Consider the following 21,785-nt stretch of genomic DNA (forward strand, 5'->3'; position numbering starts at 1 on the left):
CTCTCGTTGCTTATTTGCGCAGCAGGCGCAGACCGTTGAACACCACCAACAGGCTCACGCCCATGTCGGCGAATACTGCCATCCACATGGTGGCAAGCCCGGCAAAGGTTACCCCAAGAAAGATCGCCTTGATGACCAGGGCCAGGACGATATTTTGCTTGAGCACCACCGAGGTCTGGCGCGACAGGCGGATAAACGCCGGGATCTTGCGCAGATCATCGTCCATCAGGGCCACATCCGCGGTCTCGATGGCAGTGTCGGTGCCCGCCGCAGCCATGGCGAAACCGATTTCGGCACGGGCCAGGGCCGGGGCGTCGTTGATGCCGTCGCCCACCATGCCCACCCGGTGGCCCTGGGCGTACAGGTCTTCGATGGCCTGCAGCTTGTCGGTGGGCAGCAGGTCGCCCCGGGCCTGGTCGATACCCACCTGGGCCGCGATGGCCTGGGCGGTATGCGGGTTGTCGCCGGTGAGCATCAGGGTCTTGATCCCCAGCTCATGCAATTGCTGGATGGCTTCGCGGCTGGATTCCTTCACCGTATCGGCCACGGCGAACAGCGCCAGCGGGCCATTGCGGTCCAGCAGCAGGACCACGGTCTTGCCCTGCTTCTCCAGGGCGAAGAGTTTTTCTTCCAAAGCCGGGGAGCACAGGCCCAGCTCTTCCACCAGACGATGGTTGCCCAGGTGGTACAGCTCGCCATTGATCTCGCCGCGTACGCCTCGGCCGGTCAGGGCCTCGAAGTTATCCACAGGGTGCATGGCCAACTGTTTATCCACAGCCGCCTGGGCAATGGCCAGGGACACCGGGTGGTCGGAACGCCCTGCCAGGCTTGCGGCCAGGGCCGGGGCGGTGTCCTGGGCCAGCGGGTCCAGGGACAGGAAGTCGGTCTGCACCGGTTTGCCGTGGGTGATGGTGCCGGTCTTGTCCAGGGCCAGGTAGTCGAGCTTGTAGCCGCCTTCCAGGTAGACCCCGCCCTTGACCAGGATGCCCTTGCGCGCGGCAGCCGCCAGGCCGCTGACAATGCTCACCGGGGTGGAGATCACCAGGGCGCAGGGGCAAGCCACTACCAGCAGCACCAGGGCGCGGTAGATCCAGTCGAACCAGACGCCGCCCATGAATAGCGGCGGAATCAGCGCCACCGCCAGGGCGAAGGCGAATACCGCCGGGGTGTAGATTTTCGAGAAGCTGTCAACGAAGCGCTGGGTCGGAGCCCGGGCGCCCTGGGCCTGTTCCACAGCGTGGATGATCCGCGCCAGGGTCGAGTTGTTGGCGGCGGCAGTCACTCGGTATTCCAGGGAGCCGGCCTGGTTGATGGTGCCGGCGAAAACCTTGTCGCCCACAGTCTTTTCCACCGGCAGGCTTTCACCGGTGATCGGCGCCTGGTCGATGGTGGAGTTGCCGGACACGACCTCGCCGTCGAGGCCGATGCGCTCGCCGGGACGCACCCGCACCCGTGCGCCCAGTTCGACGTTTTTCGCTTCCTGTTCGCTCCAGTTGCCGTCTGCCTGCTGCACCGTGACCCGTTCCGGGGTCATCTGCATCAGGCCGCTGATGGCGTTGCGCGCCCGATCCAGGGAACGGGCCTCGATCAATTCCGCCACGGTGAACAGGAACATCACCATCGCCGCTTCCGGCCATTGGCCGATCAGCACTGCGCCGGTCACGGCGATGCTCATCAGGGCATTGATGTTGAGGTTGCGGTTCTTCAGGGCGATCCAGCCCTTCTTGTAGGTAGTCAGGCCACCACTGAGGATCGACACCAGGGCCACCAGGGCAATCACCCAGTCGGGCGCGGCATTGGTGAAATGGATGACCTCGGCAGCCAGCGCGCCGATACCGGACAGGGCCAGCGGCCACCAGGGCTTCTTCACGGGCGCTGCGGCAGGCGCGGCTTGGTCACCCTCCTGTTCCAGGGGTTCGGCGTGCATGCCCAGTGACTTGACCGCCTCGATGATAGGCGCGGTGCTCGGCAGGTCGTGGGTCACCCCCAGCACGCGGTTCATCAGGTTGAACTCCAGCGCCTGGACCCCGGCCAGCTTGCCCAGCTTGTTCTGGATCAGGGTCTGTTCGGTGGGGCAGTCCATGGCTTCGATGCGAAAGCTGCTCAAGCGCGCGCCGGCGGTCGGGGTCTCGCTCAGGGTGACCCTGGACGGCGCCAGGTCGGCGGAACCGCAGCAGGATGCGCCGTGGGCGGCATGATCGTGTGCCTTGACCGGCTGCAACTTGCCCGCGGGCGCATGGGAATGGCTGTGGCCATGGCTGTGATCGTGATCGTGATCGTGATCGTGATCGTGATCGTGATCGTGATCAGCCTGGGGCTGCTGATCCGCGGTTTTGCGCGGGCTGTGGAGAGAATCGCTCATTAGGGTCCCTTCCGAATTAAGGTGCTTGTTGCCAAGTGAACACCCTGTAGCCACTATAGGGTCAAGCACCCATTCGGAGACGACGGCAATGAAGATTGGCGAACTGGCGAAACTCACCGACTGTCAGGTCGAGACCATCCGTTACTACGAGCGCGAAGGGCTGCTGCCGGAACCGGCCCGCAGTGAAGGCAACTATCGCCTCTACACCCAGGCCCACACCGAGCGCCTGACCTTTATCCGCAATTGCCGCAGCCTGGACATGACCCTCGAGGAGATCCGCAGCCTGCTCAACCTGCGTGACAGCCCCCAGGACCAGTGCGCCAGCGTCAACGCCCTGATCGACGAGCATATCCATCACGTCAAGGCGCGCATTGACGGCTTGCTGGCCCTGCAGGAACAACTGCTGGACCTGCGCCAGCGCTGCAGCGAGGGCCCGGACCTTGAGCACTGCGGAATTCTCCAGCGCCTGGAAGTCAGCGGCTCGGTGGCCCCCAATGAGAGCGAGCCCTCCCATGTCGGGCGCAGCCACGGGCATTGAACCCCTGGCGCGGTTTCAGGCGCCGCGCCGAACGCTGGCCGTCAGCCGCAGATAAGCCCCTTCGAAGATTGCCAGTAGCCGCTGGTCCAGTTGCTGCCAGGCCAGCCCCTGGCGCACCAGCCAGGCGCTGAGCCCCCCCACCAGGCAGCCACCCAGAATGTCGAAAGGGAAATGCACGCCCAGGTAGACCCGTGCCCAACTCACCAGGAGCGCCAGGCCCAGCATCACCAGCCCGGTCTTGCGCAGGCTGGCCAGGATCAGCGCGAAAGCCATGGCGAACATGCCACTGGCGTGGTCGCTGGGGAAGGATGCCCCGGGCGCGTGGGCGAGGAAGTTCTGACCCAGGCCGATCATGAACGGCCGCGGATGGAACCACAGCTCACGGACCAGCAGGTTGCAGACCAGGGCCAGGACAATGCTCAGGCCGGCGAGCAACACGATCATGCGCTGGCGGCGCTCGCCGAAAACCCAGAACACCACCAGCAGCAGCGGCACGCTGAGTACCACCCATTGCGCGAGGAAAACCGCCAGTGCACGCATCGGCATGGACGCCCCGGCACTGGCGTTGATGGCCAGGAACAGGGTGTGATTGAGTTCTTCCATTCGGGGCTCACGTTGAATGTCACAAGGACCACACCCCGCACCTGGCAGGGCCGCTACTCAGAGCGTAGCTGGCCGCCGGGCACAGCCATGCCCGGAACGGCTCCGGGCACAGGTCGATAAGGGCAACAGGATCAATCGACAAGGGCCGCGCGGCCCTTGCTGCAGTAGCTGGATGCTCAGACCGCCATCGGCGCCGTCATGGGCGCGTGGTGCTCATAGCCTTCCAGGGAGAAGTCGCTCGGTTCGATCAGCTCCAGCCACTCCGGCTGGTAGACGCCGGTCTTGGCGAACTCCGGCACACGCTCGGAAATCACCAGCTTGGGCATCGGGAACGGCTCGCGCTTGAGCTGTTCGTTGAGCATGTCCAGATGGTTTTCATAGACGTGGGCATCACCGATGAAATAGGTGAACCAGCGCGGCGTGTAGCCGGTCAGGCGGCCGATCAGGCTCAGCAGCGCAGCACCCTCGGTGAGGTTGAACGGCGTGCCCAGGCCCAGGTCGTTGGAGCGGATGTAGAGGGTCAGGGAGATTTCCCGGGTCTGGACATTTGGGTGGAACTGGTACAGCAGGTGGCACGGCGGCAAGGCCATTTCATCCAGCTGGGCGCAGTTCCAGCCGTGGAACAGGATCCGCCGGCTGCCCGGGTCGTTGATGATGGTGTCGACGCACTGGCGCACCTGGTCGATGGCCTTGTACAGCACCACGTAGCCCTGGCCGTCTTCCTCGCCCGCGGCGATCTGCCGGTAGCCCTGGCTCAGCGCCAGGTCGATGGCCGCCTGGTTGCTGGTCTTGATCTGTTTGTAGGCCGGCCACTTGCGCCACTGCACGCCGTAGATCTCGCCCAGGTCGTCGTCGCCCTGGCGGAACGGGTTGGCCAGCCACTGGGCGTTTTCGTTGGCGTTCTGGTCCCAGACCTTGCAGCCCAGCGCACGAAACTCGGCGGCGTTGTTCACCCCGCGCAGGAAGCCGACCATCTCGCCGATGGCCGACTTGAAGGCCATCTTGCGGGTGGTGATGGCCGGGAAACCTTCCTTGAGGTCGTAGCGCAGCATGGCCCCGGGGAAGCTGATGGTGTTCACACCGGTGCGGTTGGCCTGCTTGGTGCCGTTGTTGATGACGTGGGCCACCAGATCAAGATATTGCTTCATGAATTACCTGCATCCTTGAACCCGGGGCACGCCCCGGGGTTCGAATTTATTGCGCCGCGCTCTTGGCCGGAGCGCGATGATAAGCCAGCCAGATCAACCCCAGGCCACCGAGAATCATCGGCACGCACAGAACCTGACCCATGGTCAGCCAGTTCCAGGCCAGGTAGCCCAGCTGGGCGTCCGGCACCCGGACGAACTCGACGATGAAACGGAAGATCCCGTAGAACAGGGCGAACATACCGGAAACCGCCATGGTCGGCCGTGGTTTGCGCGAGAACAGCCAGAGGATCAGGAACAGCGCCACGCCTTCCAGGGCGAACTGATACAGCTGCGAGGGATGGCGCGGCAATTGCGCCGGATCGCTGAACGGCGGGAACACCATGGCCCAGGGCAGATCGGTGGGCTTGCCCCACAATTCAGCGTTGATGAAGTTGCCGATGCGCCCGGCGCCCAGGCCGATCGGCACCATCGGCGCGACGAAATCCATCAGTTCGAAGAAGGTCTTGTTGTTGCGCTTGCCGAACCACCAGGCCGCCAGCATCACCCCGATGAAACCACCGTGGAACGACATGCCGCCCTTCCACACTTCGAAGATCAGCGTCGGGTTGGCCAAATAGGCGCTCAGGTCGTAGAACAGCACATAACCCAGGCGACCACCGACTATCACCCCCATGGACATCCAGAACACCATGTCCGAGAGCTTCTCCTTGCTCCAGGTCGGATCGAAACGGTTCAGGCGGCGCGACGCCAGCAACCAGGCACCGCCAATGCCGATCAGGTACATCAGGCCGTACCAGTGGATTTTCAGCGGGCCGATGGCCAGGGCCACCGGATCAATCTGCGGGTAAGGCAGCATTGCGACTCCTCGTAAGGGTTAGAACTTCAGATTCCCGGGGCAAACTGCCAGCCCAGGATTAAGCCAGGATTGCGTCACCACTCAGAACAGGAAGCTGAGCCCCACGCAGAACAGTAGCGCGGCGAACATGCGTTTCAACAGGCGTGGCGACAGTTTGTGGGCCAGGCGCGCGCCGATGCGGGCGAACACCATGCTGGTCAGGGCAATGCCCAACAGGGCCGGCAAATAAACGAAACCGAGACTATGGGCCGGGAGCAGCGGATCATGCCAGCCCAGAATCATGAAACTTAAGGCACTGGCCAGGGCAATGGGCAAACCGCAGGCCGATGAGGTGGCCACCGCCTGCTGCATGGGCACGCTGCGCCAGGTGAGAAAAGGCACGGTGAGGGAGCCACCGCCGATGCCGAAGATCGCCGAGGCCCAGCCAATCACACCGCCGGCGGCCGTCAGGCCCAGCTTGCCGGGCACCTGGCGGCTGGCCTTGGGCTTGAGCTCCAGGGTCATCTGCAAGGCCACCACGAGGGCAAACACACCGATGATTTTCTGCAGGTGCGGGCCGGAGATCGCCTCGGCGGTCAGTGCGCCGAAACCGGCGCCCAGGAGGATACCCACGGTCATCCAGGCGAAGATCGGCCAGCGCACAGCGCCACGCCGATGGTGCTCGCGCACCGCATTGACCGAGGTAAAGATGATGCTGGCCAGGGAGGTGCCGACCGCCAGGTGGGTCAGCACCGAGACATCGAAGCCTTGCAGGGTGAAGCTGAACACCAGCACCGGGACTATGATGATCCCGCCGCCCACGCCGAACAGCCCGGCCAGCACGCCCGCACAGGCGCCCAGCAGCAGATAGAGCAGAAATTCCATGGGAGCATCCGAAAAATAGATCGGCATGGTAACGGAAGCGCCGCCCCGGACTCCACTGGATGGCGATGGATACCCGCCGGATCTGTGCGTAAAGTGGGCAAAAACACACAGGGGGCCACCTTAATGTGCTTGATCGTTTTCGCCTGGCGGCCGGGTCATGCTCAGCCACTGATCGTCGCGGCCAACCGTGATGAATTCTACGCGCGGCCGAGCCTGCCCCTGGGGCAGTGGCCGGAACTGCCGCAGATCCACGCCGGTCGCGACCTGGAAGCCGGCGGCACCTGGCTCGGGGTCGGCGCCGAGGGCCGCTTTGCCGCCCTGACCAATATCCGCAACCCGCACCAGCCTCCGGCGCGGCGCTCGCGGGGTGAACTGGTGGCGCGCTTTCTCGCCGGCGACGTGCCCCTGGATGATTATTTGCGCGATGTAGTCGGGCGCTCGGTGGAGTACGCCGGGTTCAACCTGCTGCTGGGCAATGCCGAGCAACTGTGGCACTACAACGCTCGGGACCCGCAGCCGCAACGGCTGGAGCCTGGGGTCTACGGCCTTTCCAATGCCGGGCTGGATACGCCCTGGCCCAAGCTGCTCAAGGCCAGGGCGGCGTTGCAGGAGGTGTTGCATGATCCACAGCCCCAGGCACTGCTGGCGCTGTTGAGCGACCCGCAGACAGCGCCCTTCGCCGACCTGCCGGACACCGGAGTGGGCTTGGCCACCGAAAGCCTGCTGTCCAGCGTGTTCATCGCCAGCCCCAGCTACGGCACACGAGCCAGCACGGCCCTGATCGTCCACGCCGATGGTTCGCGGCATCTGCTGGAACGCAGCTTCGGCCCCTATGGCGGGCATCTGGGAGAGGTCGAACTGAAGGTCTGAAGCGTTCCCCGGCACGCCGACTCCCACGAACGCTTCGGTAGGAGCTGGCTTGCCGGCGAAGAAAACAACCCGGTTACAGGGTCTTGCTCGAAGCCGGATTGATCATCCGCGCCAGCCCGAGTTTCTTCAGCGCCAGTTGCAGCGAACTGTGGATAACTTGCGGGTTGTCGATGGTCATCATTTCCGCCAGCAGTTCCTTGGCCTTGGTCATGCTGACCTGACGCAGCATCCACTTCACCTTCGGCAGGTTGGTGGCGTTCATCGACAGGCTGTCGAAGCCCATCGCCATCAACAGCACCGCCGCCGCCGGATCACCGGCCATCTCGCCGCAGATGCTCACTGGCTTGCCTTCGGCATGGGCATCACGCACCACGTTCTGCAGCGCTTGCAGCACCGCCGGGTGCAGGTAGTCGTAGAGATCGGCCACCCGTGGGTTGTTGCGGTCCACCGCCAGCAGGTACTGGGTCAGGTCGTTGGAGCCCACCGAGAGGAAGTCCACCTGGCGCGCCAGTTCCTTGGTCTGGTACACCGCGGCGGGGATTTCGATCATCACCCCCACTGGCGGCATCGGTACGTCAGTGCCTTCATCGCGCACTTCGCCCCAGGCCCGGTGGATCAGGTGCAAGGCTTCTTCCAGCTCGTGGATGCCGGAAATCATCGGCAGCAGGATGCGCAAATTGTTCAGGCCTTCGCTGGCCTTGAGCATCGCCCGGGCCTGTACCAGGAAGATCTCCGGGTGGTCGAGGGTCACGCGGATCCCGCGCCAGCCAAGGAAGGGGTTGTCTTCCTTGATCGGGAAGTACGACAGCGACTTGTCGCCGCCGATGTCCAGGCTGCGCATGGTCACCGGTTGCGGATGGAAGGCCGCCAGCTGTTCGCGATAGATCGCCAGCTGTTCCTTCTCGCTGGGGAAGCGCTGGTTGATCATGAACGGCACTTCGGTGCGATACAGGCCCACGCCTTCGGCCCCGCGCTTCTGCGCCCGGGCTACATCGGCCAGCAGGCCGGTGTTGACCCACAGCGGCATGCGATGGCCATCGGGGGTGATGCAGGGCAGGTCGCGCAGGGCATCCAGGCCCTGGGCCAGTTGCCGTTCTTCTTCCACCACATCGGCGAACTGCTTGCGCAGCACGTCGCTGGGGTTGGTGTAGACCTCGCCGTGGTAGCCGTCGACGATCATCTGGATGCCGTCGACCTTGGAGTACGGCAGGTCCACCAGGCCCATCACCGTCGGGATGCCCATGGCCCGGGCCAGGATCGCCACGTGGGAGTTGCCCGAACCCAGCACCGAGACCAGGCCCACCAGCTTGCCTTCCGGCACCTCGCCGAGCATGGCCGGGGTCAGTTCCTCACTGACCAGGATGGTGTTGTCGGGATAGACCAGGGTCTGCTGGCGCTCTTCCTGCAGGTAGGCCAGGAGCCGGCGGCCCAGGTCCTTGACGTCCGAGGCCCGCTCGCGCAGGTAGGCATCGTCCATCAGTTCGAAACGGTTGACGTGATCGGTGACCACCTGGCGCAACGCGCCCTGGGCCCATTGCCCGGTCTTGATCACGGCCTTCACTTCACTGCCCAGGGAGGCGTCGTCGAGCATCATCAGGTAGACGTCGAACAGCGCGCGCTCTTCAGGGCGCAATTGAGTGGCGAGCTTTTCCGACAGCGCGCGCATATCGGCCCGCACCCCTTCCAGGGCGCTCTTGAACAGGGCCAGTTCGGCGTCGATGTCGGTGACGTGCTTGTCCGGCACCACATCCAGGTCGGCCGGCGGCAGCATCACCACCGCGCTGCCCACCGCCGCGCCGGGCGAGCCCGGTACGCCAACGAACTTGGCTTCCTGAATGCCCTTGCCCTGGCGACCCAGGCCACGGATCGAACCGGTGGCCTCGGCATGGGCGATAACCCCGGCCAGTTGGGCGCTCATGGTCACCAGGAAGGCTTCTTCGCCTTCGTCGAACTGGCGCCGCTCCTTTTGCTGGATAACCAGCACGCCCACCACCCGGCGGTGGTGAATGATCGGCGCACCGAGGAACGAGGCGTAACGCTCCTCACCGGTTTCGGCGAAGTAGCGATAGCGCGGGTGGTCGGCGGCGTTTTCCAGGTTGAGGGGTTCTTCGCGAGTGCCCACCAGGCCTACCAGGCCTTCGTTGGGCGCCATGCTGACCTTGCCGATGGAGCGCTTGTTCAAGCCCTCGGTGGCCATCAGGACGAAACGGTTGGTTTCCGGGTCCAGCAGATAGACCGAGCAGACCTGGCTGCCCATGGCCTCTTTGACGCGCAATACAATAATCCCCAACGCCGCCTTGAGATCCTTGGCGGAGTTAACTTCCTGGACGATCTTGCGCAGCGTATTGAGCATGGCTCGGGGTCGAACTCCGTCGTCAGTCGCGCACTAGCAGGCGCGGGGCAAGCTCTTTGAGAGCGCGGCGATACACTTCGCGCTTGAATGTCACCACCTGGCCCAACGGATACCAATAACTGACCCAGCGCCAGCCATCGAATTCCGGTTTACCGGTCAAATCCATCCGCACCCGCTGCTCGTTGGAGATCAGGCGCAGGAGAAACCATTTCTGCTTCTGGCCGATGCACAGCGGTTGGCTGTGGGTCCGGACCAGACGCTGCGGCAAACGATAGCGCAACCAGCCCCGGGTGCAGGCGAGAATTTGCACATCTTCGCGCTCCAGCCCCACTTCTTCGTTCAGCTCGCGATACAAGGCGTCTTCCGGCGTCTCATCGGGGTTGATTCCCCCTTGAGGAAACTGCCAGGCATCTTGATTGATACGGCGAGCCCATAGCACCTGTCCGGCATCATTGGTCAGAATGATCCCGACATTGGGGCGGAAACCATCGGGGTCGATCACGGCTACAACCTCGCAAACGCATGTCGCCGCATTGTTCCACAAAGCTTGGGAATGCAGCAACGAGGCTGCTTACCTTATGTGCACTCTTGTGAAAAGACCGTATTCTGGGCACCTTTTTCCGCGACTTTTCAGCGAGTAACTGCAATGCGCCTGGCTTTATTCGACTTGGACAACACGCTTTTGGGCGGCGACAGCGACCACGCCTGGGGCGACTATCTGTGCGAGCGGGGCTTCCTCGACGCCGTCGCCTACAAGACCCGCAACGACGAGTTCTATCAGGATTACCTGGCCGGCAAGCTCGACAATGCCGCCTACTTGAACTTCTGCCTGGAAATCCTCGGCCGCACCGACATGGCCGTGCTCGAAGAGTGGCACCGCGACTTCATGCGCGACTGCATCGAGCCGATCCTCCTGCCCAAGGCCCAGGCCCTGCTGGACAAGCATCGCGCTGCCGGCGACAAGCTGGTGATCATCACCGCGACCAACCGTTTCGTGACCGCGCCGATCGCCGAACGCCTGGGCGTGGAAACCCTGATCGCCACCGAATGCGAAATGCAGGATGGCCGCTACACCGGGCGCAGTACCGATGTGCCGTGCTTCCGTGAAGGCAAGGTCACCCGCCTCAACCGCTGGCTGGAAGAGACCGGCCACAGCCTGGAAGACAGCTACTTCTACAGCGATTCGATGAACGACCTGCCCCTGCTGGAGCAAGTGACCACCGCCGTGGCCGTTGACCCGGATCCGAACCTGCGGGCCGAGGCCGAGAAACGTGGCTGGCAGGTCATCAGCCTGCGCGACTAGACAGCTCGCCGGCGAGCCGGCTGTAGGCGCTGGCTTGCCAGCGAAAAAACCTACGCCGGCTTGGCCACCATCAGATAGAAAATCGCCATGAAGGCCAGGAACGCCGGCCAGCCCAGGGCGAACCACCAGCGCATATAAAGGGTTGCCCGCAGCGGCATCGGCGTCCCGTCCTGCAGGGCCTGCTCGGCCATCTTGTGCACTCGGATCTGCAACCAGACCACCGGCAGCCAGCACAGCCCCGCCACCACATACAGGCCCAGGCTCCACATCAGCCACGCCTGCTGCAGCGACCAGCCTGCCAGGTGCACCAGACCCAGCCCGCTCAACGGCTGGAATACCGCCGTGGTGGCGGTAAAGGCCCAGTCGGCGAACACCAGGTGCTTGAAGGTCACGGCAATTACTTCCACCCGGCCACTGCGCCAGGCCCGCAGGGCGTAATAGGCCGACCCCGCGCCGAGGCCGAACAGCACGGTGGAGGACAGGATATGCAGGGTTTTCAACAGCAGGTAAGCGCTCATTGGCGGGGTTCGGTCCACAGCAGCCATAGGGTCGCCACCATCAGCACCAGGTTCTTGGCGACGGCGGCATAAGGGTCAAACCAGAAGTGCGGCAGGATCAGGCTGATGATCAGGGTGTAGCCGAGCATCAGCCCCAACTGCGCCTGCAAGGCCCGCCGGCGCCAGCGCCGCAGCAGCAGGCCGACACCCAGCAGCGCATCACAGAGTGAACCGCCGATCACCGCCAGGGCCGCCCAGACGCCCTGCACGCCAGCCTCGGCCATGATCCGCAGGCCCCAGTCGTAACCCGGGCCGATGCACACCAGCGCGGTACCCAGCCAGATCAGCACCATCACTGCCAGCAACAGCGGGCGCAGGGCCAGTTGGGTGCTTTGCGCCGCCTGCGGCCAGTCCTGCAAGCGGGCCGCCAGCGGCGCCGCGTGATACCCGCAGACCGAGGCCAGCACCTGCGGATCCGCCAGGTTGTCGTGGCGGGCCATGGCCAGGCTCTGCCGGTTCAAGGCTCGCCAGCCCAGGCGATCGCCAGCAGCGGCCACCAGCCGCAGCAAGACCGCTGGCAGCTTGAAGTAGCGCGCCGGGCCCCAGCCCTGGGCCGACCGCAGGTGATCGAGCAGTTGCGCCATGGTCATGCGTTCCGGGCCGACCAGGGGCAGAACCATGGATTCCTGCGGCCACTGCCTGAGCAGCGCCAGCACCGCGGCACTCAAGTCCTCTATATGCAAGGGCTGCATCTGCGCCTTGGCGGACAGCAAAGGAATCAGCGGCCAGGGCGACAGCCTCGTCAGCCAGCCGCTGCTGGCACCGCCAGCGCCGAGCACCAGCGAGGGCCGCAGCACCACCGCCGGTACCCCCAACTGCAGCAGGTAATCATCCGCCGCCGCCTTGCTGGCAAGGAACGGCACCTGGGGCAGGATCCCGGCCCCCAATGCGGAAATCTGCAGTACCCGCACGCCCCGGGCCGCCGCCAGATCGAACAGCGCGCGGGTACCCAGGTCCTGGGTCAGGCTCAACGCCCGCGCATCAGTGCTCAACAGCCCCGCGGCGTTGATCAGCAGGTCGGTGTCGGCAGGCAGGGCAAAGGGCTGGGGCTCGCGGCCCAGGCAATCGAGATCCAGCTGGCGCCACTCCACCCCGGGCAACCCCTGGGGCTGCGGGCGACGGCTGGTGGCAATCAGCTGATGGCCGGCAGCGTGCAATGCCGCCAGCAGATGACGGCCGACAAACCCTGTGGCCCCCACCAGAACGACCTTCATGGCAATCCTTGAGAGTTAGACCGGCTTGGCGCCCATAAGACCGGCAATGGTCACGAAACATGCGGCGCTGAACACCGCCAGCACCAGGGTGAACGCCAGGCCGCTGGCAACCTTGGCCACCCGCAGGCGGTTGAGGCGCACCATCAGCCACAGCCAGGCCAAGGCCCCCAGGGTGTAGAGCACACTGGAACCCAGGACCCAGGTCTGCCCTAGCGGCCAACCCACCAGATGCACCAGCCACCAACCGCTGAACGGCAATGTCAGCATGCCCAGCGCCAGCAACAGCCAGCCGAACAGGCCCGGACGGTGCAGCACCCGGCTATAAACCGTGGCATCCCCCTGGCGGCGCAGGCGCCAGACCCAGATCGCCAGCCCCAGCGCACTGCCCAATAGCAGCACGGTGGCCAGTACATGAAGCGTCTTCAGCGTGGTCAGTGTTTCCATGTTTTCGCTTCCTTAAGGCTCCGATCCTCAGCGTAGTCGTTCAACCGAGGAACAGCTGGTAGGCCGGGTTGTCGCTTTCATCCCAGTACGGATAGCCGATCTGCTCCAGCGCCGCGGGCACCAGGTGACGTTCATCGGCCGGCACTTGCAGGCCGGCGACTACCCGGCCATCCGCCGCACCATGGTTGCGGTAGTGGAACATCGAGATATTCCAGCGCCCGCCCAGCTTGTTGAGGAAGTTGAACAGCGCCCCCGGACGCTCCGGAAATTCGAAACGCAGCACCACTTCGTCGCTGACCTTCTCGGCATGGCCGCCGACCATGTAGCGGATGTGCAGCTTGGCCAGTTCGTTATCGGTCAGGTCGATCACCGGAAAGCCCTGCTCGGTCAGGCTGGCGATCAGGGCGCTGCGCGGATCGTTTTCCGGGTGGGTCTGCACGCCAACGAAGATGTGCGCCTCGCTGCCGGTGTTGTAGCGGTAGTTGAATTCGGTGATCTGGCGCTTGCCCACCGCCTCGCAGAAGGCCTTGAAGCTGCCGGGCTTCTCGGGGATGGTCACGGCGATGATGGCTTCGCGGCCTTCGCCCAGTTCGGCGCGCTCGGCCACGTGGCGCAGGCGGTCGAAGTTGACGTTGGCTCCGGAGTCGATGGCCACCAGGGTCTGCCCGCTGATACCGCGCTGCTCGACGTACTTCTTGATCCCGGCAACGCCCAGGGCGCCGGCAGGTTCGGTGATCGAGCGGGTATCGTCGTAGATATCCTTGATTGCCGCACAGATCTCGTCGGTACTGACGGTAATCACTTCATCCACATAATCCTTGCAGATGTCGAAGGTGTGCTGGCCAATCTGCGCCACCGCCACGCCGTCGGCGAAGATCCCCACGGTCGGCAGCACCACGCGCTCACCGGCAGCCATGGCCGCCTGCAGGCAGTTGGAGTCGTCCGGCTCGACGCCGATGACCTTGATCTCCGGGCGCAGGTATTTCACATAGGCCGCGATGCCGGCGATCAGGCCGCCGCCGCCGACCGGAACGAAGATCGCATCCAGCGGGCCGGGGTGCTGGCGCAGAATCTCCATGGCCACCGTGCCCTGCCCGGCAATGGTGTGCGGATCATCGTAGGGATGGATGTAGACGTAGCCCTTCTCGTCCACCAGCTTCAGGGAGTAGGCCAGCGCTTCAGGGAAGGTATCGCCGTGCAGTACCACCTTGCCGCCACGGGAGCGCACGCCCTCGACCTTGATCTCGGGGGTGGTCTTGGGCATCACGATAGTAGCCTTGACCCCCAGCACCTTGGCCGCCAGGGCCAGGCCCTGGGCGTGGTTGCCCGCCGACGCAGTGACCACGCCGCGGGCGCGCTCGGCATCACTGAGCTGGGTCAGCTTGTTGTAGGCGCCACGGATCTTGAACGAGAACACCGGCTGCAAGTCTTCACGCTTGAGCCAGATCTGATTGCCCAGCCGCTCGGAAAGCTGGCGGGCAGTCTGCAATGGGGTTTCTACGGCAACGTCATAAACGCGCGAGGTGAGGATCTTCTTGACGTACTGTTCGAGCATCGGAAAGCATCACTGAGCGGGTTGGGCAGGGCCAGGGAGTCTAACCCAGCGTTTGCCCGGGCGACCACACGAATACAGAGGTTTTAGCCGCCCCCTCGCCTTCTCTGAAGCCCGGCCGATTAGCCAAACGGGCAATGACCTGATCTGCCGCGGCGCCTATAATGCCGGCCTTTGTGCCCCCCTTGCCCGCTTCGGAGCCCGCATGACCCAGGATCAACTCAAACAGGCCGTTGCCCAGGCCGCCGTCGACCTTATCCTCCCGAAACTCGATGACAAGAGCATCGTCGGGGTCGGCACCGGCTCCACCGCCAACTGCTTCATCGACGCCCTGGCCCTGCACAAGGGCGCCTTCGACGGCGCCGTGGCCAGCTCCGAAGCCACCGCCGCGCGCCTCAAGGGCCACGGGATTCCGGTCTACGAGCTCAACACCGTGAGCGACCTGGAGTTCTACATCGACGGCGCCGACGAAAGCGACGAGCACCTGAACCTGATCAAGGGCGGCGGCGCCGCCCTGACTCGGGAAAAGATCGTCGCCGCCGTGGCCAAGACGTTCATCTGCATCGCCGACGCCAGCAAGCTGGTGCCGGTGCTGGGCAACTTCCCGCTGCCCGTGGAAGTGATCCCCATGGCCCGCAGCCACGTGGCCCGTGAACTGGTGAAACTGGGCGGCGACCCGGTGTACCGCGAAGGCGTGATCACCGACAACGGCAACATCATCCTCGATGTGCACAACATGCAGATCACCAATCCGGTGGAACTGGAAAGCCAGATCAATGCCATTGTCGGCGTGGTCACCAATGGCCTGTTCGCTGCACGCCCCGCCGACGTGCTGCTGCTGGGTACCGCCGAAGGGGTGAAGACCCTCAAGGCCTGAGCCGGCCTGCGGATTGGAGCCGGCGAGCGGGCGAAGGCGGTTTTGAAGGCCTCTTCGCTGGCAAGCCGGCTCCTACATCGGTTTCTTGAAGACGTAGAACAGGTTCGGTTCGCTCACCAGGTACAGGGTGCCGGCGTCATCCATGGCCATCCCTTCCGCCTGAGGCACTGCCTTGCTCAGGCCCTGGCGCCACTTGCCCAGGGCCAGGGTACTCAGCGGGCGCCCCTCGACATCCAGCTCCACCACCAGCCGCGACTCGTCCGACAGTGCCAGCAGGTGGCCACTGCGCTCGTCGTATTGCAGGCTGGATAGATCACGCACGAACAGACCAGCATCGCGCTTGGGGTTGTTCACCACATGCATCCCGTAGGACTGCTCCGGATCTTGATGGGGGAAGCCCTGCACTTCGTAGATCAGCATCGGGTCGCGCTCCTTGGCGACGAACAGGCGCTTGCCCTGGGAGTCGTAGGCCAGCCCCTCGAAGCCTTTGTTGCCGGCAAGGTGCACGCCCAGGGTTATCTGCTCGGCTTCTGCCGCATCCACCGCCGTGGTTTCATCGTCCAGCTGGATCTTGATCAGCCGGTGCTGGCGCTCGTCGCTGATCACGTAGGTATTGGCACTGATGAACTCCACCGCTTCCGGATCGCCAAAGCCTACCAGAGCGATGCGGCGCAGGATCTGCCCGTCCAGGGACAGCTCGATCAGTTCGGAATTCTTGTTGGTCACGGTGAACAGGCTATTGCGCAGCGGATCGTAGGTCAGCGCCGAGACCTCATCCAGGCCCTCGATGGGCTGCGCCTCCAGCACGACCCGGTAATCGCCCAGCCCCAGGGATTGGGGGGCCGCCACCTGCCAGTAGGATTGCCAGTCGAACCAGGCGCGCTGCCACAACCTGTGGTTATGGACAAACACCGCCAGCAGCACGGCCATCAGGCAGAGGATCAGGTAAAGGGGTTGCAGGCGGGTGAGGCGATACATGGCGGGCAGGCTCGAAATCAGGACAGGCTGATGAAATATCACAGCCGCCTGAATTAAAGCTTAATGCCCTGAATGGCCCGGCTCGAGTGCCAGGCTAGGGCTCACTGCTTTTCGAAGCGATAGAACAGGTTGGGCTCGCTGACCATGTACAGGTTGCCGGCCTCATCCATGGCCACCCCTTCGGCCCGGGGAATGGTTTTTTCCAGGCCATTGAAGCCGCCGAGCAGGGCCATGAAGCTGACCTGCTCGCCCTGCTCGTCCAGTTCCAGCAGCAGATGGGAATCAGCCGACAGCACCAGGGTATGGCCGGTGCGCGGGTCGATACCCAGGGCCGAAAGGTTGCGCAAGTCGAGTTCGTCGCTGGTCAGCTTCTGCTTGTTGCCCTTGAGTACCTGGCTACCGTCGCTGCTCCAGGTAAACAACGCCGGCGGGCGCTCCTCCCCCAGCAGCAACTGTTGCTTGCGCGGGTTCCAGGCAATGGCTTCGAACGCCTTGTTCTGGTCTGCCGAAGGGCCCAGGTCGTATTTGGGGAAGTCCGCGACATTCAGCGACCGGGTATTGGCATCGACCTTGACGATCACCAGCGAATGCTCGCGCTCATCGACAATCGCCAGCAGGCCATTTTCCAGGACCGCGACCCCTTCCGGGTTGCTCCAGCCCACCAGAGGCATCTTGCGCAGGACGTCGCCTTGCAGCGACAGCTCCACCAGGAATGGGTGTTTGCCCATTACCGAAAACAGGGTCTTGGTCTGGGGGTTATAGGAAAGATCGGAGGCTTCGTCCCGCTCCATGCCTGGCAGGACCTTGGCATCGATCACCGCCCGGTAGCTGGGCAGCCAGATACTGGAGCTGCGCTCAGCGGTACTGACAAAACCTTCCTGGACCCAGAGAGCCCCACGGTCATCCCAATGCATGAGGCTGGCTACGCCATAGCAGATCACGCCCGCCAACAGCAGCCAGGAATACCAGCGCATGCGCAATCGCAAGCGGCGGATGAGACGAGGTTTAGGTAGAGGGTGGGCGTCCATCACACAGATTCCAGAAACGCGGCCAAAGGTAGTAGCACAGGGATTTCAGATCCGCGAACCATAAGCTTCGGAATTATCCGGGATAAAATGTGAAAAAACGGTTAAAGCCGCTGATCTCTCTGCGCCGGGCCCAGGATTACCGGGCCCAGCGCAGAAAGATTCGGATCAACGGACGCTGCTGGTGAAACGGCTGGCACCGGGAAGCTCCAGCACCAGCTCATCGCCGACATTCAGCGGCCCAACCCCGACCGGCGTGCCCGTGAGGATCACATCGCCGGCCTGCAGGGAGAAACAACCGGCCATGTACTGGATCATCGGCACTATGGGGTTGAGCATGATGGCGCTGTTGCCGTCCTGGCGTACTTCACCGTTGATGGTCAGGCGGATGCCGATGTCGGTCAGGTCGGCGAAGGTACTGCCCACCACAAAGGGCGCGATCACCGCCGCGCCGTCGAACGACTTGGCGATTTCCCAGGGCAGGCCCTTGGCTTTGAGTTCGGCCTGCTTGTCCCGCAGGGTCAGGTCCAGTGCCGGGGCAAAGCCGGAAATGGCATCCAGCACTTCTTCGCGGCTGGGTTTGGTGGAGAGCGGCTTGCCGATCAACACCGCGATTTCCGCTTCGTAGTGCACCGAACCACGCTCGGTGGGAATCGCGAACCCACCTTCCAGGGGCACCACACAACTGCCCGGCTTGATAAACAACAGGGGTTCGGTAGGTACCGGGTTGTCCAGCTCCTTGGCGTGCTCGGCGTAGTTGCGACCGATGCACACCACCTTGCCCACCGGAAAATGGATCCGGGTACCGTCGACATACTGGTGCTGATAGCTCATTACCGACTCCTGCTTGTGTGCGTTATCTGGACACTACCCGGCCTCAGATCGCGAAGATCTTGCCCGGGTTCATGATGCCGTTCGGGTCGAACGCGGCCTTGACCGCCTTCATGTACTCGATCTCCACCGGCGAGCGGCTGTAGGTCAGGTAATCACGCTTGGTCATGCCCACGCCGTGTTCCGCGGAAATCGAGCCGTTGTACTTCTCGACCGTCTCGAACACCCACTTGTTGACCGTCGCGCACTTGGCAAAGAACTCGTCCTTGCTCAGGTTGTCCGGCTTGAGGATGTTCAGGTGCAGGTTGCCGTCGCCGATGTGGCCGAACCAGACGATTTCGAAGTCCGGGTAGTGCTTGCCGACGATGGCGTCGATTTCCTGAAGGAAGGCCGGGACTTTCGACACAGTGACCGAAATGTCGTTCTTGTACGGCGTCCAGTGGGAAATGGTCTCGGAAATGTATTCGCGCAGCTTCCACAGGTTGTGCAACTGGGTTTCGCTCTGGCTCATCACGCCGTCCAGCACCCAGCCCTGCTCGACACAGTGCTCGAAGGTTTCCAGGGCGTGGTTGGCCACTTCCTCGGTGGTGGCTTCGAACTCCAGCAGCGCATAGAACGGGCAGTCGGACTCGAACGGTGCCGGTACGTCGCCACGGGCCAGGACCTTGGCCAGGGCCTTGTCGGAGAAGAACTCGAAGGCCGTCAGATCCAGCTTGCCCTGGAAGGCGTGCAACACGGGCATGATCGAGTCGAAATCAGGGGTGCCCAGGACCATCGCCGTGAGGTTCTTCGGGGCCCGGTCCAGGCGCATGGTGGCCTCGACCACGAAGCCCAGGGTGCCCTCGGCGCCGATGAACAGCTGGCGCAAGTCATAGCCGGTGGCGTTCTTGATCAGGTCCTTGTTCAGCTCCAGCAGGTCGCCCTTGCCGGTGACCACCTTCATGCCAGCCACCCAATTGCGGGTCATGCCGTAGCGAATCACCTTGATTCCGCCGGCATTGGTACCGATATTGCCGCCAATCTGGCTGGAACCTGCAGAAGCGAAATCCACCGGGTAGTACAGGCCGTTTTCTTGCGCCAGGTTCTGCAACTGCTCGGTGACCACGCCCGGCTGGCACACTGCGGTGCGGTCGGTCAGGTTCAGGTCGAGGATCTGGTTCATATAGTCGAAGGACACCACCACCTCGCCGTTGGCTGCCACCGCTGCCGCCGAAAGCCCGGTGCGACCGCCCGAAGGCACCAGCGCAACCTTGTGCTGATTGGCCCAGCGCACAATGGCCTGGACCTGCTCGATGGTTTTCGGAAACACAATGGCTGTCGGGGCCGGGGCGAAATGCTTGGTCCAATCCTTGCCGTAAGCATTCAGGGAGTCAGCGTCGGTCAGCACCTTGCCAGGCTCAACCAGGGTCTTCAGCTCATCAATCAGGGCAGGATTGGTCATCGACAGAACTCTCGAACAATTCATGGTCATCCTGAGAACGCTTCACGTCGCAGGAATGAGTGTTTAGCGGGGCGCGTATGCTAGCATACCGCCCCCGCAGGAGAGTGCCCATGGGCCTTTCTGCGGTGTCGGCCCAGTGCCGCCCAGGTCAGCTCAAGCTGTCCACTTCCCTGCCATTTTTCTCCGGGACACAGGTTTACGCAGATGAGCAAGACTTCTCTCGATAAGAGCAAGATCAAGTTCCTTCTCCTCGAAGGCGTCCACCAATCCGCTGTCGACGTCCTCAAGGCCGCCGGCTACACCAGCATCGAGTACCTCACCGGTTCTCTGCCGGAAGCCCAGCTCAAGGAAAAGATCGCCGATGCACACTTCATCGGCATTCGCTCCCGCACTCAACTGACCGAAGAGATCTTCGACCACGCGAAGAAACTGGTCGCAGTGGGCTGCTTCTGCATCGGCACCAACCAGGTTGACCTGTCCGCCGCTCGCGAGCGCGGCATCGCGGTGTTCAACGCGCCTTACTCCAACACCCGTTCGGTTGCCGAGCTGGTGCTGGCCGAGGCCATCCTGCTGCTGCGTGGCATCCCCGAGAAAAACGCTTCCTGCCACCGTGGCGGCTGGATCAAGAGCGCGGCCAACTCCTTCGAAATCCGTGGCAAGAAGCTGGGTATCGTCGGCTACGGCTCCATTGGTACGCAGTTGTCGGTCCTGGCCGAAGGCTTAGGGATGCAGGTGTTTTTCTACGACACCGTGACCAAGCTGCCACTGGGCAACGCCACCCAGGTGGGCAACCTGCACGAACTGCTGGGCATGTCCGACATCGTCACCCTGCACGTGCCGGAAACCGCGGCCACCCAGTGGATGATCGGCGAGAAGGAAATCCGCGCCATCAAGAAGGGCGGCATCCTGATCAACGCCGCCCGCGGCACCGTGGTCGAGCTGGACGCCCTGGCGGACGCGATCAAGGACAAGCACCTGATCGGCGCGGCCATCGACGTATTCCCGGTGGAGCCGCGCTCCAACGACGAAGAGTTCGAAAGCCCGCTGCGCGGCCTGGACAACGTGATCCTGACCCCGCACATCGGCGGTTCCACCGCTGAAGCCCAGGCCAACATCGGCCTGGAAGTGGCAGAAAAGCTGGTCAAGTACAGCGACAACGGTACCTCGGTGTCCTCGGTCAACTTCCCTGAAGTGGCGCTGCCGGCCCACCCGGGCAAGCACCGTCTGCTGCACATCCACGAGAACATTCCGGGCGTGATGAGCGAGATCAACAAGGTCTTCGCCGAAAACGGCATCAACATCTCCGGTCAGTTCCTGCAGACCAACGAGAAGGTCGGCTACGTGGTGATCGACGTCGACGCCGAGTACTCGGACCTGGCGCAAGAGAAGCTGCAGCACATCAACGGCACCATCCGTTGCCGCGTGCTGTTCTAAGCCTCGACCGCGGCACAAAAAAGGGAGCCCTCTGGGCTCCCTTTTTTATCGTGTTTACGATTATTTCACTGTTACTGTGATTTTCTTGGAAACGATCACTGGGTTGAAAGGCACGTGGTTCTTGTCCCCCAGTTCCAGTTGCAGGGTGTGCTTGCCGGGGGTCAGGGTCACTTCGGTTTCGGTCTGGGCCTTGCCGAAGTGCAGGTGGTTGGCGTCCATCGGGATCGGCAGGTTCTCGGCAGGCAACTGATCGACATCGATCAGCAGGTGATGGTGGCCGGTGTTGGCGGTCTGATCGCCCGCCGGAGCCAGGGCGATGCCTTCAACGCCGAACTTGACCTTGAAGGTCTTGTCCACGGTGGCCCCGTCGGCCGGGGAAACGATAGTCACCTTGGCGCCGGCAGGTGCCTCGGTACGCGGAATTTCCGCTGCACCGGCCAGCATCGAGGTTCCCAGCAACAGACCGGCCAAAGCAGCACGCGACATAAAAATTTTCATTATCTTCTCCAGTTTTTCCGCAAATCTTTTACGGTTA

21 protein-coding genes are annotated in these 21,785 nt (G+C 63.3%); 5 read left to right on the forward strand and 16 right to left on the reverse strand.

Annotated elements, in window-relative coordinates; translation table 11 throughout:
- Positions 1-10 precede the first annotated feature (10 nt).
- A complete protein-coding gene (locus AC1RGE_RS22825; RefSeq protein WP_194237356.1) occupies positions 11-2,362 on the reverse strand; it encodes a heavy metal translocating P-type ATPase in 2,352 nt (783 codons plus the stop codon).
- Between the two features lie 88 nt (positions 2,363-2,450).
- Here AC1RGE_RS22825 and cadR point away from each other — a divergent pair, with 88 nt between their 5' ends.
- Complete coding sequence (cadR, locus tag AC1RGE_RS22830) at positions 2,451-2,900, forward strand: Cd(II)/Pb(II)-responsive transcriptional regulator (RefSeq protein ID WP_011064066.1); 450 nt, start codon at positions 2,451-2,453, stop codon at positions 2,898-2,900.
- Positions 2,901-2,915: 15 nt separating this feature from the next.
- On the opposite strand, the gene AC1RGE_RS22835 is transcribed toward cadR, so the two are convergent.
- The 4 genes from AC1RGE_RS22835 to AC1RGE_RS22850 all read right to left on the reverse strand — a co-directional run bounded on the left by AC1RGE_RS22835 (position 2,916) and on the right by AC1RGE_RS22850 (position 6,371).
- The gene (locus tag AC1RGE_RS22835) at positions 2,916-3,503 is read right to left on the reverse strand and encodes an undecaprenyl-diphosphatase (protein WP_492585077.1); all 588 of its coding nucleotides are present in this window, start codon (positions 3,501-3,503) and stop codon (positions 2,916-2,918) included.
- Between the two features lie 176 nt (positions 3,504-3,679).
- Entirely contained in the window at positions 3,680-4,651 is a 972-nt protein-coding gene (locus AC1RGE_RS22840) for a thymidylate synthase (protein ID WP_011064068.1), read from the reverse strand.
- A 46-nt stretch (positions 4,652-4,697) separates the two neighbouring features.
- Complete coding sequence (gene lgt, locus AC1RGE_RS22845) at positions 4,698-5,507, reverse strand: prolipoprotein diacylglyceryl transferase (RefSeq protein ID WP_011064069.1); 810 nt, start codon at positions 5,505-5,507, stop codon at positions 4,698-4,700.
- 81 nt (positions 5,508-5,588) lie between these two features.
- Entirely contained in the window at positions 5,589-6,371 is a 783-nt protein-coding gene (locus AC1RGE_RS22850; protein ID WP_026020005.1) for a sulfite exporter TauE/SafE family protein, read from the reverse strand.
- A 123-nt stretch (positions 6,372-6,494) separates the two neighbouring features.
- On the opposite strand from AC1RGE_RS22850, the gene AC1RGE_RS22855 reads away from it, so the two are divergent.
- Positions 6,495-7,241 (forward strand): NRDE family protein, encoded by a 747-nt coding sequence (locus tag AC1RGE_RS22855; protein WP_011064071.1) that lies wholly within the window; start codon positions 6,495-6,497, stop codon positions 7,239-7,241.
- Between the two features lie 73 nt (positions 7,242-7,314).
- Here the strand turns inward: AC1RGE_RS22855 and ptsP are convergent, their stop codons facing one another.
- On the reverse strand, positions 7,315-9,594 hold the full coding sequence (ptsP, locus tag AC1RGE_RS22860) for a phosphoenolpyruvate--protein phosphotransferase (RefSeq protein ID WP_011064072.1): 2,280 nt from the start codon (positions 9,592-9,594) through the stop codon (positions 7,315-7,317).
- A gap of 22 nt (positions 9,595-9,616) precedes the next feature.
- The gene (locus tag AC1RGE_RS22865) at positions 9,617-10,096 is read right to left on the reverse strand and encodes an RNA pyrophosphohydrolase (RefSeq protein WP_011064073.1); all 480 of its coding nucleotides are present in this window, start codon (positions 10,094-10,096) and stop codon (positions 9,617-9,619) included.
- Positions 10,097-10,240: 144 nt separating this feature from the next.
- On the opposite strand from AC1RGE_RS22865, the gene AC1RGE_RS22870 reads away from it, so the two are divergent.
- Positions 10,241-10,897: a histidinol-phosphatase gene (locus tag AC1RGE_RS22870; RefSeq protein ID WP_019093432.1), complete on the forward strand. Its 657-nt coding sequence runs from the start codon at positions 10,241-10,243 to the stop codon at positions 10,895-10,897.
- 50 nt (positions 10,898-10,947) lie between these two features.
- Here AC1RGE_RS22870 and AC1RGE_RS22875 read toward each other — a convergent pair whose 3' ends face one another.
- Genes AC1RGE_RS22875 through ilvA form a run of 4 tightly spaced genes read right to left on the reverse strand, consistent with a single transcriptional unit; the run spans position 10,948 to position 14,667 of the window.
- Complete coding sequence (locus tag AC1RGE_RS22875) at positions 10,948-11,415, reverse strand: DUF2269 family protein (RefSeq protein WP_011064075.1); 468 nt, start codon at positions 11,413-11,415, stop codon at positions 10,948-10,950.
- Positions 11,412-12,668 carry an SDR family oxidoreductase gene (locus AC1RGE_RS22880; RefSeq protein WP_053154412.1) on the reverse strand — a complete coding sequence of 419 codons (1,257 nt, stop codon included), beginning with the start codon at positions 12,666-12,668 and terminating at the stop codon, positions 11,412-11,414. Before AC1RGE_RS22880 ends, AC1RGE_RS22875 begins: the two co-directional genes overlap by 4 nt.
- Positions 12,669-12,683: 15 nt before the next feature.
- Positions 12,684-13,112: a DUF2269 family protein gene (locus AC1RGE_RS22885; RefSeq protein WP_011064077.1), complete on the reverse strand. Its 429-nt coding sequence runs from the start codon at positions 13,110-13,112 to the stop codon at positions 12,684-12,686.
- 40 nt (positions 13,113-13,152) lie between these two features.
- On the reverse strand, positions 13,153-14,667 hold the full coding sequence (ilvA, locus tag AC1RGE_RS22890) for a threonine ammonia-lyase, biosynthetic (RefSeq protein ID WP_011064078.1): 1,515 nt from the start codon (positions 14,665-14,667) through the stop codon (positions 13,153-13,155).
- Between the two features lie 202 nt (positions 14,668-14,869).
- Here ilvA and rpiA point away from each other — a divergent pair, with 202 nt between their 5' ends.
- Positions 14,870-15,541, forward strand: a complete 672-nt coding sequence (gene rpiA / locus AC1RGE_RS22895) for a ribose-5-phosphate isomerase RpiA (RefSeq protein WP_016963479.1) — start codon at positions 14,870-14,872, stop codon at positions 15,539-15,541.
- 72 nt (positions 15,542-15,613) lie between these two features.
- On the opposite strand, the gene AC1RGE_RS22900 is transcribed toward rpiA, so the two are convergent.
- The 4 genes from AC1RGE_RS22900 to AC1RGE_RS22915 all read right to left on the reverse strand — a co-directional run bounded on the left by AC1RGE_RS22900 (position 15,614) and on the right by AC1RGE_RS22915 (position 19,816).
- Positions 15,614-16,519, reverse strand: coding sequence for an SdiA-regulated domain-containing protein (locus tag AC1RGE_RS22900; protein ID WP_015637404.1), 906 nt, complete (start codon positions 16,517-16,519; stop codon positions 15,614-15,616).
- Positions 16,520-16,620: 101 nt separating this feature from the next.
- Positions 16,621-17,547: an SdiA-regulated domain-containing protein gene (locus AC1RGE_RS22905; protein ID WP_492585079.1), complete on the reverse strand. Its 927-nt coding sequence runs from the start codon at positions 17,545-17,547 to the stop codon at positions 16,621-16,623.
- Between the two features lie 165 nt (positions 17,548-17,712).
- Positions 17,713-18,378 (reverse strand): fumarylacetoacetate hydrolase family protein, encoded by a 666-nt coding sequence (locus AC1RGE_RS22910; RefSeq protein ID WP_011064082.1) that lies wholly within the window; start codon positions 18,376-18,378, stop codon positions 17,713-17,715.
- 43 nt (positions 18,379-18,421) lie between these two features.
- Positions 18,422-19,816: an FAD-binding oxidoreductase gene (locus AC1RGE_RS22915; protein WP_019093428.1), complete on the reverse strand. Its 1,395-nt coding sequence runs from the start codon at positions 19,814-19,816 to the stop codon at positions 18,422-18,424.
- A 204-nt stretch (positions 19,817-20,020) separates the two neighbouring features.
- Here AC1RGE_RS22915 and serA point away from each other — a divergent pair, with 204 nt between their 5' ends.
- On the forward strand, positions 20,021-21,250 hold the full coding sequence (gene serA, locus AC1RGE_RS22920) for a phosphoglycerate dehydrogenase (protein WP_011064084.1): 1,230 nt from the start codon (positions 20,021-20,023) through the stop codon (positions 21,248-21,250).
- 60 nt (positions 21,251-21,310) lie between these two features.
- Here serA and AC1RGE_RS22925 read toward each other — a convergent pair whose 3' ends face one another.
- Complete coding sequence (locus AC1RGE_RS22925; protein ID WP_011064085.1) at positions 21,311-21,748, reverse strand: DUF4399 domain-containing protein; 438 nt, start codon at positions 21,746-21,748, stop codon at positions 21,311-21,313.
- Positions 21,749-21,785: the final 37 nt, after the last annotated feature.

Source organism: Pseudomonas sp. GW823-FHT02C05, assembly GCF_058797595.1.